Origin of the sequence: Pseudoalteromonas sp. MMG012, from assembly GCF_018100875.1 — a bacterium.
GTDB lineage: Bacteria > Pseudomonadota > Gammaproteobacteria > Enterobacterales > Alteromonadaceae > Pseudoalteromonas > Pseudoalteromonas aurantia.
Genome location: NZ_JAGJEF010000053.1, coordinates 1 through 14,393, shown reverse-complemented (window position 1 = coordinate 14,393; position 14,393 = coordinate 1). Strand labels below are relative to the sequence as shown.

The 14,393-nt window shown below is 41.7% G+C and carries 15 protein-coding genes; 10 read left to right on the top strand and 5 right to left on the bottom strand.

The window, feature by feature from the left end; all coding sequences use genetic code 11:
• Positions 1-53: 53 nt before the first annotated feature.
• Positions 54-419, bottom strand: a complete 366-nt coding sequence (locus tag J8L97_RS16140; protein WP_211051137.1) for an RNA-binding S4 domain-containing protein — start codon at positions 417-419, stop codon at positions 54-56.
• Between the two features lie 173 nt (positions 420-592).
• On the opposite strand from J8L97_RS16140, the gene J8L97_RS16135 reads away from it, so the two are divergent.
• Together J8L97_RS16135 and J8L97_RS16130 are read left to right on the top strand one after the other, a co-directional pair.
• Entirely contained in the window at positions 593-880 is a 288-nt protein-coding gene (locus J8L97_RS16135; protein ID WP_211051134.1) for a hypothetical protein, read from the top strand.
• Between the two features lie 80 nt (positions 881-960).
• Positions 961-1,647: a hypothetical protein gene (locus J8L97_RS16130; RefSeq protein WP_211051131.1), complete on the top strand. Its 687-nt coding sequence runs from the start codon at positions 961-963 to the stop codon at positions 1,645-1,647.
• Here the strand turns inward: J8L97_RS16130 and J8L97_RS16125 are convergent, their stop codons facing one another.
• Positions 1,648-2,556 carry an extracellular solute-binding protein gene (locus J8L97_RS16125; RefSeq protein WP_247688704.1) on the bottom strand — a complete coding sequence of 303 codons (909 nt, stop codon included), beginning with the start codon at positions 2,554-2,556 and terminating at the stop codon, positions 1,648-1,650.
• Positions 2,557-2,682: 126 nt separating this feature from the next.
• Between J8L97_RS16125 and J8L97_RS16120 the strand changes: the two genes are divergently transcribed.
• Positions 2,683-5,406: a bifunctional diguanylate cyclase/phosphodiesterase gene (locus J8L97_RS16120; RefSeq protein ID WP_211051125.1), complete on the top strand. Its 2,724-nt coding sequence runs from the start codon at positions 2,683-2,685 to the stop codon at positions 5,404-5,406.
• Positions 5,407-5,502: 96 nt separating this feature from the next.
• Complete coding sequence (locus J8L97_RS16115; RefSeq protein ID WP_211051122.1) at positions 5,503-6,312, top strand: VOC family protein; 810 nt, start codon at positions 5,503-5,505, stop codon at positions 6,310-6,312.
• Here the strand turns inward: J8L97_RS16115 and J8L97_RS16110 are convergent.
• Positions 6,293-7,045, bottom strand: a complete 753-nt coding sequence (locus tag J8L97_RS16110; RefSeq protein ID WP_211051119.1) for a hypothetical protein — start codon at positions 7,043-7,045, stop codon at positions 6,293-6,295. The two genes, J8L97_RS16115 and J8L97_RS16110, sit on opposite strands and share 20 nt — an antisense overlap.
• 169 nt (positions 7,046-7,214) lie before the next feature.
• On the opposite strand from J8L97_RS16110, the gene J8L97_RS16105 reads away from it, so the two are divergent.
• The 3 genes from J8L97_RS16105 (at position 7,215) to J8L97_RS16095 (ending at position 10,707) form a co-directional block, all read left to right on the top strand.
• The gene (locus J8L97_RS16105; RefSeq protein ID WP_211051117.1) at positions 7,215-7,883 is read left to right on the top strand and encodes an SDR family oxidoreductase; all 669 of its coding nucleotides are present in this window, start codon (positions 7,215-7,217) and stop codon (positions 7,881-7,883) included.
• A gap of 107 nt (positions 7,884-7,990) precedes the next feature.
• The gene (locus J8L97_RS16100; protein WP_211051114.1) at positions 7,991-8,359 is read left to right on the top strand and encodes a hypothetical protein; all 369 of its coding nucleotides are present in this window, start codon (positions 7,991-7,993) and stop codon (positions 8,357-8,359) included.
• Complete coding sequence (locus J8L97_RS16095) at positions 8,359-10,707, top strand: fatty acid cis/trans isomerase (protein WP_211051111.1); 2,349 nt, start codon at positions 8,359-8,361, stop codon at positions 10,705-10,707. The genes J8L97_RS16100 and J8L97_RS16095 overlap by 1 nt, the downstream gene beginning before the upstream one ends.
• A gap of 42 nt (positions 10,708-10,749) precedes the next feature.
• Here J8L97_RS16095 and J8L97_RS16090 read toward each other — a convergent pair whose 3' ends face one another.
• Positions 10,750-11,391 (bottom strand): peroxiredoxin-like family protein, encoded by a 642-nt coding sequence (locus tag J8L97_RS16090; protein WP_210998376.1) that lies wholly within the window; start codon positions 11,389-11,391, stop codon positions 10,750-10,752.
• Positions 11,392-11,496: 105 nt separating this feature from the next.
• On the opposite strand from J8L97_RS16090, the gene J8L97_RS16085 reads away from it, so the two are divergent.
• Positions 11,497-12,117, top strand: a complete 621-nt coding sequence (locus J8L97_RS16085) for a dUTP diphosphatase (protein ID WP_211051108.1) — start codon at positions 11,497-11,499, stop codon at positions 12,115-12,117.
• Position 12,118: 1 nt separating this feature from the next.
• Here the strand turns inward: J8L97_RS16085 and yrfG are convergent, their stop codons facing one another.
• Positions 12,119-12,781, bottom strand: a complete 663-nt coding sequence (yrfG, locus tag J8L97_RS16080; RefSeq protein WP_211051105.1) for a GMP/IMP nucleotidase — start codon at positions 12,779-12,781, stop codon at positions 12,119-12,121.
• A gap of 60 nt (positions 12,782-12,841) precedes the next feature.
• Between yrfG and nudE the strand changes: the two genes are divergently transcribed.
• Both nudE and cysQ read left to right on the top strand, forming a co-directional pair.
• Positions 12,842-13,405 carry an ADP compounds hydrolase NudE gene (gene nudE / locus J8L97_RS16075; RefSeq protein WP_192506036.1) on the top strand — a complete coding sequence of 188 codons (564 nt, stop codon included), beginning with the start codon at positions 12,842-12,844 and terminating at the stop codon, positions 13,403-13,405.
• 2 nt (positions 13,406-13,407) lie between these two features.
• Positions 13,408-14,214 carry a 3'(2'),5'-bisphosphate nucleotidase CysQ gene (cysQ, locus tag J8L97_RS16070; RefSeq protein WP_210998373.1) on the top strand — a complete coding sequence of 269 codons (807 nt, stop codon included), beginning with the start codon at positions 13,408-13,410 and terminating at the stop codon, positions 14,212-14,214.
• Positions 14,215-14,393: the final 179 nt, after the last annotated feature.

Sequence of the window (14,393 nt, the reverse complement as noted above, 5' to 3'; positions counted from 1 at the left end):
AGTGAATATGTATCGAATACAAGTGCAGATGCGTGTTATCGCCAGCGCCAGTGTTACCCAAATGAAATTGGCTTTCTACCCGTGTCAGCATCTTTTCTATTTTTTCTGCTTCTATTGCGCTTTTTCTTTTTTTCAGGCTCTACAACGTCAGGAGTCGGTTGTGTTCTAATCGCTGGAGTTGCGTCATCAGAGAGTGTGAGTACATAGTCATCACCATCAAAATGTAGGCTATCACCAGAATACATTTTTTTGCGTTTTATCGTACACACTTCATTGTTGACGGCTATATAGCCTTCACCAATGAGCATTTTAGCTTGCCCACCCGTTTCAACTAGGTCTAATACCTTAAGTAGGTTGCATAACTCTATTGGCTCTTCTTCTAGCTCAACTTCAATAAATTCAATGGGTTCATCGGTCATTCAAGTAACTCCTATTTCAGTTTGCGATATTATACCGCTGGATGCGACAGCAGACGAAACTTTTTGTCTTTTTTTATGGTCTTTAACTTAGATATCGTAATTCGTGTGTATTTTGGTTCAGAAGCTAATACTAGGCATAAGACAGCACATCTAAAGACAAGGGCGACGTAAGTATGGGTATTCGAGCGATGTTAAAAAAAGAGTTAATGAACTTAGATGGGTTAGACTTAATGACCGCAGAAGACGTGAGAAATTATTTGAAAGCACATTTTGCACGAGTGGCAAATAAATCAGCCCATAGTTATCGTGTGATCTCGCGCTTTAATGAATACCATAATCAGATCATGACTGGTACTGACACCAAGGAATCGACACTGAAATACGAGCGTCATCGCCTATTTAAAGACATACTTTATAAAAAATCGACGGTACAACAATGGGCCGCTAAATATGAAACGTAAGCGCACAGTAGAGATTTGACGTTGCATTTTGCCCCACCATTGATTACAGTTGTAATCAGTGGTGGGGCAAGTAATATATTATGAATCGATTACATGGCGTTATATCCAGTATGTTTTGGTTGGTGTTATGTGTTGGTTGCCAATCAAATAGTAAGGTACATGTATACCATGCGGTGTTAGAAGAAAATAAACAATCCATATTAACAAATGAGTTAGATGCTTTAGGTATTGAGTACCGTCTTAATAGTGTGATACCTAAAAGAGTATATGACAACCCAACCCTTTTCTACTTCCCTGGAGATTTGACTCAATCGATAGTTGATGAGGTAACACTTCTTGTAAACAAGTTGGGCTTTGAGCGCCTTGATACCCGTGTGTTTAATCATGATAACCACTTTTACTCGCAGGGTAACCTTGGGTTATATTTTCCTGCTCTAGCTAGTAAACAGGTTGTCCCTAATTTACTTTATGCCCACGATTGCAGTGGGCACGATAGCCGTGTTGTTTTGCGTGCAGAGAGACAGTGGCGTGAGGAAGGGATGCTAAGTACTCACAATGTTTCGGGGTGGTGGCAATACGAAGCACCGTATTTAACCCTTATTTACACAGGACAATATGGCCGTATACAGCAAGCTTACCGTGAAGAGCACCACAAGGTGATGACGTTGCAAGGCCCAAAAAAAGCCACGACGTACCATGTTTTGGGCCACCGAGAGTATCCGGTTAAGTTGTTCAATTGTGATTTACGCGTTATTTATGCACAATAATTAAAGTGCTTGTAGGCGCTTTTTGGCTATGTCTAATAACGAAAGACTTTGTTTTACTGCGGTAATATTAGGGGTAAATGGCGTCACCCTACTTGTTGCTTTTTCAATGACAGGGTATTCAGCTAGTGAATTGGCATAGACGCTTTGTGTGTCACTTGTTAATAAAAACTGGATGAATTTTTGAGCGTGATGCTTGTTTGGCGCATATTTGGCTATTGCTGCGGTGGTCGTGGAAATAGGTGTAGTGCCATCATTTGCAATCATATAATGTATGTTAAGCTTTTCAGCTAGGTCACGGTCTAGCTTGTTATTGGATTGCTTCATCATGGTCCAATAGTAGTGATTTGCCAGTGCATATTGGCATTGCCCTCTGGCCAAAGCGCGCAATTGATCTCTGTCTCCACCTGTGGGTCTTTTTGCCAATAATTGATTGGCGATGGGTAACCATGCTGTATCTGAGCCAGATTCACTGGCAAGCAGCGAGGCTACGAGCATTTGATTATAACTATGCTGCCAGTTACGAACACAAAAGGTGCCTTTGTATTGTGGGCGAGTTAATGATGCATAGCGAAGTGGTGGTGGTGATGTATCATCTTTATGACTGAAAAGCGCGCGTGTTCGTATCGAAATGCTGACCCAAAACCCATTATTATCTTTAAGTTCACTCGGGATTTGATCCCACTGGGCAAGATGTGGGATTGGCTGTAAGAGGTTTTTGTGATCATGTAATTGCACTAAATCAGAGCTCAGTATCACATCAGCAAGAGAGTCCATTCCATCTTTTTTCAAGCGAGCGAGTAAGTATTTGGATTTACCATTTACGACGTTAACTTTAATATTGTGCTGTGCTTCAAATTTTTTAATGACAGGTTCAATGAGCTCGTATTTACGAAACGAATAAACATTCAAATGCGCTGTATTAGCAAATATTGGGGCACTTTGTATCAATATAAGGGAATAAAGTAAAAGTTTGCTTTTCTTCATTGTAAATAAGAACTATTATCAGGTGTGTATAGAATACAACGTCATTTACATATGTCTATAGTTACGCCAATAATTTCAGTTTTACGTTCACCAGTGCAGTTTGGTGCCGCGTGTTTTGCGCTTTTTGTATCGGTCATGCTGTATGTAGGTTATTTACTGAATAATTATTACCAACAGCAAGAACGGCAAACATTACAACAGCAGCTATCGCAGTACCATCATCAACTTGATACCAAACTATCATACGTTGGGCATTTGTTATATTCGATTGATTCTTATTTGGTGCCTAGTTTTGAAATGGACCTTTTCAACCAAGTTGCGCAGTCCCAGCTTCCGGGCAGTGATGTTGAACTGCGGCTAGAACTTTATCGAATCATTAGTGCTGAACAAGTGGCGAATGTGGAAGCCAGTCAGAAAAGTCAGGGTTTTTTTGATTATAAAGTACGTTTAGCGCAAGCACACAGCCAGCATTACCTCACATTGATGAACGTGGCCCCAATGGCCGAATATGGGCATACAATGGGGGATAGCTTAAATTTTGCCGAACAACAAATCAACGCCCTTTACGAACAACAAAGTCTGATGGCCATCAACTGGCGAGATCAAGCTAAATGGACATTACTGGTACAAAGGCCCGATCACGATGGAGCAGCATCAGCATTGGGTATTAGCTTTGAATTACCAATTTTACTAGAAGGTTTGTTTGGTCATATTTACCAGACAAGTCAACAGCACATTCGTGTTTTAACACAACAACAGGTGCTGTTTAGCTCTGATTGGCAAAACACGCATAGTTTAGAAAGTCGACAAGTAGGTGCATATCAACATATCGACTTTTATGGTCAAGAGTTGATGTTACAGTTATTTAGTCAGAAGCAATTGGCCCCCAGTTTACTCGAAAATAGGCAATTGATGATTGCAGGATTCATTGTGGTGGCAAGTCTATGTGCATGGCTAGTATGGATGCAAGTACGATATTTGGTTTCTAGGAATAACGTTGTTAACAGAATAGTGGTGGAGCGCACCACAAGCCTAGCGCAAGCCAATGAGCGGTTAAGTGTTGAATCGGATAGGCGTTTAGCGGCTTTACAGCAGCAGATCAGCGCTGAAAGAAAGTATAAAAGCCTATTTTTGAACAGTAATGAAGGGCTTTTTGTACTCGATGGGCACGGTCAACTTATTGATGCTAACCCTGCATTTAGACGCTTGCTTATCGGCGCAGAGGACAAACCCCTTGGGGCGTATTTAAGCCAATATATCGTTGATGATGAGTTCGCTACGCAGTGGCAAGCCATCATTGATCAGAAATCGCGACATGACGAATTAGAATGGTTAGCGCAGGTAGAGTCTAAAGATAGTATTTGGCTTAGACAAACTGGAAGTTGGTTACATAACCCTAGTGGGACCTTGTATGAAGGGCGTGTAACAGATATTACGCAACTTAAATTGTTTAATGAACAACTCAAGTACAAAGCTCAGCATGATAGTTTAACAGATCTGATTAATCGACAAACATTCTTGAATTTGGTTGAAACGTGTCGAACGGCCACAGAGCGAAAGTATATATTGCTATATATTGATTTAGACAGGTTTAAGTTGATTAATGATACCTTAGGTCATCTCGCTGGAGACCGACTGTTGGTTGAATTTGCAACACGTATGCGAATATTGCTAGGGAACTTTGCTGACATTGCGCGTTTGGGAGGCGATGAGTTTGCAGTATTAATTGATTTTGCCAAATTGCCGATGCCATTAGAGGGCGTATTGGAAGATATTCTGGTAGAAATACGTAAACCTTTTGTATATCAAGAGCAGAGTCATTGTATTAGTGGCAGTGTTGGGGTTAGGAAGTTTACCGTTCCATGTTTGAATTATGAAGCAGAAAAGCTGCTGCATGATGCGGACATTGCTATGTATGAGGCAAAAAAGCGAGGTAAAAATTGCTATCACATCTATAGTTCAGCGATTGCCTGTGAAGCTTCTAGGAAACTGAGAGTCGAGCGCGCATTACATGATATGACGTTAGACACTGAGCTTAAATTACAGTTTCAGCCTATTTTTTGTCGAGATGGCAAGGTGTTGCGAGGCTTTGAAGCGTTAGTGCGGTGGCAAAGCCCAGAGCTGGGCTTTGTCAGCCCTGCAGAGTTTATTCCAATCGCGGAAGAATGTGCCAAAATAAACGTGCTAGGTCAGTGGGTATTTCGTGAGGCCCTATCGTTTATGAGTGAGCATAATTGTGAAGGGCTGTTTATGAGTGTGAACGTGTCTCCCTTACAACTACAAAGTGGGATGTTTGTACCTTGGTTAAAGCAATTGTTTGCTCAGTATGATGTGTCACCGCAACAATTTAAAATTGAATTGACTGAATCTGCGATGATGATGGTGGAGGACAGTTTGATTGAGCCATTAGAGCAATTGCATGAACTTGGATTTGGTATTTATATCGATGATTTTGGAACTGGTTTTAGTAGCTTAGCTCGTTTAAGCGTATTGCCTGTGGATGGTTTAAAAATTGATAGGGCATTTATTGACGGTATTGAGTGCGCTGGCAGCGCTCGTCAGCTGATTGAAGCAATTTGTGCAATTGCGAAAAGTTTTGATTTAGAAGTGACCGCAGAAGGAATTGAAACACCAGAACAATTAGCCGTATTAGGGGTATTGCATTGTCAACAAAGCCAAGGTTACCTTATGAGCAAACCATTAAAACGTCAGGCAGCAGCAGAATTACTTATTCAGACTTATGGTAGGCCATATTTAGAATTGGTTACGCAATAGGCACTCAGTACTGAGAATGTAATACAAACCCATGTGAGTATCTGATTTTGTGCTTTACTTGATATTGACTTTAAGCAATGAGCAATGGAGCCATATATGCCAAAAGTAACCTCTGTTACGAATAATACATTTTGTTGGGCTGAATTATGCTCGAGTGACTGGTCAGCAGCAAAAACATTCTACACCGAATTATTTAACTGGCAGTTTGATGATCAACCTATTGGTGATGATTACTATTACACGATGCTGCAAAAGGATAAAGATGATATAGCCGCCATGTATCAAATGATGCAAGAACAAGTAGACGCAAAGGTTCAGAGTCATTGGTTGGCGTATATTGCAGTGGAAAATGTTGATGTATTAGCCGTTGAAGCGCAAAGTTTAGGCGCACACATTATTCACGGGCCACATGATGTGCCTGGTGCAGGCAGAATGGTTATGATGAGCGACCCAACAGGTGCTTTAGTTGCACTGTGGCAAGCGAAGGAGCACTCAGGTTACCAACGAAAATTTGAGTTTAATGTGCCGTATTGGCATGAACTGGCATCCAAAGATGTCGCAGCAAGTACCTCTTTCTATACACAGCTTTTAGGGTGGGAAGCCGAGATTATGCCTATGGGGGAGTCACAATATACCCTGTTTAGCGTCAATTCAGAGCCTGTTGCATGGTTAATGGAAATGACATCAGAGTGGGATGAAAGTATTACGCCACATTGGATGATTTATTTTTCTGTGCGAAGTTGTTATGCAATGGTAGCACAAGCGGAGCAACTCGCTGGCACAGTATGTGTGCCACCGACTGATATTGTGCAAGTGGGTCGGTTTGCTGTATTGAGCGACCCTAGCGGTGCTGTATTTTCAATTTTAGAGTCGACCTCAGGAGATATTATTGACTCTGAACAATAGGCAGAGATTGCGGTAACTTGATCACTTCACCACCACATTTTGCAAAGCTCTGAAGCAGTGTGTCAATTAAAGCTTGCAGCTTACCAGAGTGATGTAATGCCTTAATTGATGCATCTAATGCGCTGACCAGTTTTACGTGGCGCTGGTGCACGTAATGATAGATGCGATGAGGTTTAGCGTGCAGAAGTTTAATGTACACTTTTTTAATTCCAGCGGTGCACAAAGAGCCGCTGGGAAATACGCTGTTTGCTAACAGTATATTTGCTTGTTCTTTTACCAATGCTTGGAAAGCAGAAATGTCATTTTGCACAGCAGTACAGCTTAAATCTTTTTTGGCGCAATAGTGTTCCGCAATGAGGTTACCATGAATACGCAATATGGGATCTTTTAGGTTTACCTGGCAACTGTGTGGTTTAAGGCAAAAAATGGCTAATTGAGATTGCGCAATGGGAGTTGGTATTTTTATTACGTTTTTGTACGTTGTCATCACAACATCAACACGACCGCCTTCCGCATCGAGTAGGCCCTGATCCACATTTTTTAATCCTCGGTAACTGGGTAAAAATATCACTTCAGGAACGATGTTCAATGGCTGATAAATTTCGGTCATGATGGCGGTAACCTGTTGCTGGCCTAGCTGATAGGAGAGTGCTTCACTGGCATTAATTGTGTAGGGCTTTGCATTGCAAGGGAGGATAAAAAGTACTGATATAATCAGTAGTAAGGTGCGCATAGTGAGTCTACCTGTCCATAAATACGTAAGTTAATGATTGTTGTTTTTGCATACTGATTGCTTAGCACTGGCTTGATTTTTATGTATCTTACCCCAAAAATATTAGTTCAAATTATGTAACGTGAAAGCGTTTCGGGTTAAATATTGTGTCGGGTAATTAGGAATTGATATGAATAAACACATTGTTATCACAGGGGCCAATAGAGGTATTGGGTTAGAGTTTTGCAAGCAGTATGCTTTAGCTGGTTATCAGGTAACAGCCATTGTTCGTCGTTCATCTGATGCCCTTGAACAATTGAATGGGGTCAATATTGTAACTGACATCGATGTAAGCAACACGACGGACATTACTGTGTTACAGGAGGCTTTATCTGGACAACCGATAGATGTCCTTATCAATAACGCAGGGGTATTTAGTAATGAAACACTGACTGATATGGACTTTTCAGCCCTAGAACGACAGCTACAGGTAAATGCCATTGCCCCAATTCGTGTTGTGCATGCATTACAGCAGAATCTTTCACCCGGTGCTAAAGTTGCTATGATCACCAGCCGAATGGGATCAATTGCAGATAATAGCTCTGGCGCATATATTGGCTATCGCATGTCAAAAGCCGCATTAAATGCCGCGAGCGTGAGCTTAGCGCATGAATTAAAAGATCAAGGTGTCGCGTTAACATTGTTGCACCCAGGGTTCGTACAAACTGAGATGGTGAATTACGCAGGAGATATTTCAGCTGAGCAAGCAGCGTATAGGTTAATTAACCGTATTGAGGAACTGACGCTTGAATCCAGTGGCAGCTTTTTACATGGGAATGGTGATCCACTTCCTTGGTAAAAGATATTTTATAGAGGGAAGAAGTGTCGACCATAGAGTCAATAAAGTTTAGTTTATTTATGCTAATATGAGCACATCAATTGAGTTCACCTGAATGCAGATTATCTATGGAATTATCACAAAATACACCACTTACTTTGCCGCTATTTTTATTAAATGATGAAATCGAAACGCGTAATATTGACATGCCTGATTTGGTGTTAAATGTTACGCTCGATGAAACACTTCTGGCTAATTTATGTCAAAATCCGAGAGCAGATGAAAGTGTCAGTATTACTTTAGATACGTATGATCTTGAAGTGAGAGATGTCACATTTTCAGCGTTAGCAACAGGCTCACACCAAGCACAGTTATTACTGAATCATGGCCCGGTATTGAGTGCCGTACTCAGTGATGAATCTGAGCAAGTTTTTATTTCCCCTCCGGTAGAGATGATGCCGACCTTTGATTTAGGCGAAGAAGTCGAGGAGGATTAATGCAAAAACGCTTCTGGGCCCTATTGATTGGCTTTTTATTGCTTTGTGGGTGTACCGCAATTGGTTTTAGCAAATATGATGACTTGTTTGGTAAATCGCAAACTCAAGCACGTTTGAGTAGTGGTCAGTATGGTCTCGCAGCAGAATATTTAAAAGCGGTTAAGCCTGTTTTAGATACACGGTGTGTGGTGTGTCACGGCTGTTATGATGCACCGTGCCAACTTAAGCTATCTTCACCTGAAGGGATTGACCGAGGGGTAAGTAAAACACGTGTCTATGACGGCACAAGGTTATTGGCTCAACAGCCAAGCAGGTTGTTGTATGATGCCGCGAACACAAAGCAGTGGCGTGAAAAGGGATTTACACCGGTATTGAATGAGCGAGTACAGACAGAACAGGCGAACTTGTTAGGGAGTGTATTATACAATAGTTTGCTGTTAAAGATGGGTCATCCGCTACCATCGCAAAGCATACTGGGTGAAGAGTTTGATTTTTCATTAGACCGTACACAGCGCTGTGCAAATATGGATGAGTATTCCGCATTGGCAAGACATCAACCTCATGCGGGGATGCCTTATGGATTGCCAGCTATATCGCCACAAGAGTTCAATATCCTAACATCATGGATGCGCAAAGGCGCCAAAATGGCCCATATTCTCCCACCCACAGAGGAGGATATAAAGCAGGTGTCACAGTGGGAAGCATTTCTAAATCAAGATAGCCTAAAGCATCGATTGGCTGCGAGATATATTTATGAACATTGGTACCTTGCCAATATTTACTTTCCTACCAAGGTAAAAACAGCATCACCGAGCTTTTTTAAGTTGGTACGCTCGACTACTCCCCCAGGGCAAGAAATTAAACTCATTGCAACTCGCCGCCCGTATGATGATCCGCAAACTGGACGTGTCTATTATCGGTTAATGCATGAGCGTACTACCATATTAGCCAAAACGCATATGCCGCTTGCGCTAGATGGAAAGAAGATGCTGCGGTTATATCAGCAGTTTATTGGTGCGGATTATGACGTAACGTATTTGCCGAGTTATGATGCCAAGGTTGCGTCGAATCCATTTAAAGCGTTTTCACAAATCCCGGTAAAATCTAAATATCAATTTATGCTTGATGAAGCGGAATTGATCATTAAGGGTTATATCAAAGGCCCCGTGTGTAGAGGACAAGTGGCATTAAATGTGATTAATGACCTGTTTTGGGTGGCGTTTGTTGATCCGGATAAAAACAGTTCTCCAGAAGTGAGTGAGTTGTTGTTATCGCATGATGATGAGTTGGCTTTGCCTGCTTCAGAACAAAGTAATGTGTTGCCGGTATCTAGTTGGACGAAGTATGCAACTCAACAGCATGCCTATTTAAAAGCTAAAACAGCATTGGCCAATAAGTTACTCGGGGATGGGGAAAACTTAACCCTAGATTTATTATGGCAAGGGGATGGGCATAATCAAAACGCTGCGCTAACGGTATTTCGCCATTTTGACAGTGCAACGGTGGTAAAAGGCTTTGTTGGACAAAAACCAAAAACAGTTTGGGTACTTGACTATGCATTATTTGAACGTATTCATTATTTGCTGGTGGCGGGCTTTGACGTATACGGTAATATAGGCCATCAGTTAAATACGCGCCTATATATGGACTTTTTACGTTTAGAGGGTGAACAGAACTTTATTAACTTTTTGCCAAAAAGTATTCGTAAAGAAGTGCGGGATCATTGGTATAGGCGTTCACATGTAAGTTTAAGTGAGTTCATAAATCGTAAGGCGTTATGGGGCGCGCCAACGGGTATTGAGTTTGTAACGAATTCACCAAAAGATGAGTTACTTGATAAGTTTCAACAACATTTGGCACCCGTATTGAGCCAAGAATATGATTATAGTGCTGTTCCTGAGGCATTTAAAGCGCTCAATCATCTGCCTACGACGACCATAAATTTACTGCCTCAAGTGTCATATATTTTGCAGAAAGGCCCAACAGGGCAGAGCCATAAAGCCTACACGTTGATCCATCATAATGCGCATTATAACATTTCAAGCTTGTTGAATGAAAACGGTCAGCGAGCCTATCAAGAAGACACAGCCACATTAGTCCCAGGGTTTATCGGAGATTACCCAGAAGCAATCTGGTATTTGCCAAATGAAGTACATGCAACAGAGTTTATTTCGCAACTGCAAGCGGTTGCAAGTGAAGCAGATTATCGCGCTTTAAAAGCGCAGTTTGGTATTCGTCGGACGCACCCGCAGTTTTGGCAGTACAGTGATATATTACATAACGTTGCGAAAGAGTATCGGGGTGTAGAGTATGGACTGTTTGATTACAATAGACTGGAAAACCGTTAGATGTTAATGATTTAACAAGCTAACGGTTTTAGTTAGGGAGCGTTACAATATACTCGCGGCTTTCACAGCGGCGAGTAATACAGATTCATCTAAACGAACTTTGTAATTTGGGTTCGTATATTGAAATTGCACCAGTCCTTTTTTGTCGACTACAAATACCGCTGGTACCGGTAAGGCGACTTTGCTTTGTCCGTCTAAATCAACAAAATTGACACCCATACGATCGCGGTATGCTTTGGCTGTTTTCTCATCTAAGAAATACGCAACACCCAGAGCCTGTGCTAATGCCAGTTTACTATCAGACAGTAACTGATAATTAGGTGAGTCGATTTTGCTTTTTGCCAATGCTGCTGGGCTATCAGGAGATACCGCGATGATTTTTGCACCATAGCCTGCAATTTGTGCTTCAATTTTTTGGATCCCAGCTAATTGACGAGAGCAATATGGACACCATCCACCGCGATAAACGACAATGACTGTTGCTTTATTGTCGGCATATAGGCTGTTTAAATTGACTGATTTATTGTCTTTATTTCTTAACGTCAATTGAGGGGCGTCTAAGCCTGGTAACAAAGGCCTAACGCGTTCAGGGGCAGACTCAATATTAGTAACTTGAGCCGCGTGAGTGATTGGGCTTACGAAAAAGCCAATTATAATAATTGATATAGCTGTTAGAAAACGCATAAAATTCTCATGAATAAATTAGTGACTTGTATTAGAACGGACCAGTGGCGAATTTCTTTCAGTGGGGTATCATATTGCCTTTGAAATGATCATAGAGAGAGCACAATGTCTGCCAATGTCACTAAACTGGTTGTAATGCTAGAAATGCAAAACGCCATGAATACAAAAGTTCATGAACAGTGGTTTAACCAAGGGTTTGATTGGTATCGTGCTATCTGGGTTGAATGTGCAGAAATGCTCGACCATTACGGTTGGAAGTGGTGGAAAAAGCAAACACCTGATACAGAACAAGTGATACTAGAGTTAGTGGATATATTTCACTTTGGTTTGTCACTACGTATTGATGGTGAAACATCATATCAGGCGCTGGCGCAGCAGCTTGATACACAATTACAGCAACCGCATTGTGGTGCTGATTTTAAACAAACACTAGAGCAATTGGCAGCATCAGCTATTGCGGATAAAACGTTTAATGCCGAAGCCTTTGCTGGGTGCATGCAGCAAATTGACATGAGTATTGACGATTTATATCGTGGTTATGTTGGCAAAAATACGCTGAACTTTTTCCGTCAAGATCATGGTTACAAAGATGGTACGTACATTAAAGTATGGAATGGTCAAGAAGATAACGAGCACCTAGTTGACGTAGTAAAAAGCCTCGATACAGAGCATCCAGATTTTGCCAAAAATGTATATGCTGGTTTAGTTGCGCGTTACCCGAGCTAGTTTACTCCTCTGTTAATGGGAGTAAGTGGCGGTAATCAGTCACACATTGATAGCCAGTGATCTTATTCGCTGGCTGTTTGCTGTCAGGGTTTGCGACTGCGAGCAAATGGGCAATACCATAGTGCTTGGCGGCATCTAAGACGGCTAAGCTGTCATCCACGAATAAAGTGCGCTGCTTATCAAATTTCAAGTCAGCTTGTACTTGTTGCCACAGAGACTGGCTTTCTTTACTTACACCGTATTGGTGCGTGGAGATAATTTTGTCTAAGTAAATGTCAAACTGTGTGCGCTCTATTTTCAATGATAAGCTATCAGGATGGGCATTAGTGAGTAATATTAGCTCTTTACCGGCTGCTTTGAGAGCTTGTAAAAAAGCCGGAGTGTCGTCACGAATGGTAATTAGGTGCTGAATTTCTCGCTTAAGGTCCATAATGGGTAAGTCGAGTTGTGCTTGCCAATAATCTAAACAATACCATTGTATTTGGCCGCCGACGGCTTCGTAGCGCTTCATAATTTCAGCTTTCGCATCGGTTAAGCTAATCCCCTGTTTCTTGGCGTACTCCCGAGGGATCACATCGAGCCAAAAATGACTGTCGAAATGGAGATCCAGTAGTGTGCCATCCATATCAAGTAAAACGGTGTCGATATTTGACCAATTTAGCATAGGCATTTTTCGTTAAAGGCTTTATGATTAAGTTACCGTCATGATAGCAAAAAAACGCCTATGTCACAGAAAAAGCACCCTTGTCCACCTGAGATCATGACTTGTGAAGTCGTGGCTAAAAGTAAACTGTTTACTGTGGAGTCACTCGACTTGCAGTTTTCCAATGGCGTGCAACGCCAATATGAACGAGTTCGTGGCGGCGGTCGTGGTGCGGTTATGATCGTCCCAATAACGGCTGAAAATGAACTACTCTTAGTGAGAGAGTATTGTGCTGGTACGCATGATTATCAATTAGGCTTCCCAAAAGGGCTTATTGATCCTGGTGAAACACCGCTTGAAGCTGGAAATAGGGAACTAAAGGAAGAGGTGGGCGTGGGAGCGAAACAGTTCACAGATTTAAAAACGTTGTCTTTAGCGCCGAGTTACTTTAATGCCAAAATGCATGTACTTGTTGCTCAGCAGCTTTACGTACAAAGCCTTGAAGGTGATGAACCTGAACCCTTGGTAGTTGTTAAATGGCCATTACACGATTGGCAATCTTTGCTAACTCAAGTGGATTTTACAGAGGCTCGAAGTGTTGCCGCATTACTGTTATTACAGCAATTTTTAGCATCGGAGGAGTAAGTTTGCACTCATTATTGGAGCCTTGTATTACGCTTGCCGCGCAAGCAGGCGCCGCGATATTGGAAATTTATAAAAATGACGATATTGGCGCGAGAGAAAAGTCAGACAAGACGCCCGTGACTTTGGCGGATATTGCCGCCAATGAGGTGCTTATGGCTGGGCTACAACAGTTAACCCCTGATATTCCTATTATGTCAGAAGAAACACCAATCCCTGAATTATCACAGCGAGCATCTTGGCACCGCTATTGGTTACTCGACCCACTGGATGGTACAGGAGAGTTTATTTTAGAAAGTGGCGACTTTGCGGTCAATATTGCTTTGATTGAGAATAATAAACCCGTGTTGGGAGTAATATATTGGCCGACTGAAAATACCACTTACTATGCTGTTCATGGCGGCGGGGCGTTTAAACGTTCAGCGACACAGGACACGCAAATCTATGTATCAAAGCCAAATAACCTCACTGTTGCAGTAAGCCGTAGACAAAAATTGGAAGTTGTCAGTCAATTTATTGAACGGCAGTTTGACACAATTGCATTAGGGTCTTGTTCATTAAAGGCATGTATTATCGCGGAAGGTCAAGCAGATTGCTTTTTACGGGTTGGTCCGACGGGGGAGTGGGATACCGGTGCGTCTCAAGTAATAGTGGAAGAAGCGGGGGGATGTATCACTGACGCAGAGTTTAATCCACTTACTTATAACCAACGAGAGAGTATCGAAAACCCAGACTTTATTGTGATGGGCCACCAAGATTGGCCTTGGCAGACAATGATCACACCACATCAACGACGGTCACTGTCTAAATAACGCACAAGGTTGGCAATTATTTACTTGCGTTTTGGTATATAAAGCACTTAACGAAAATTAAGTGCTTAATTGCTTGCATTTAAAATAGAATCCTATACTATAGCGACCTCTTCAAAAGACAAGTTTAAAACATTGTTTTTTAGGAGAATAAATTTTAAGCGATTTCACTTAAAATTACA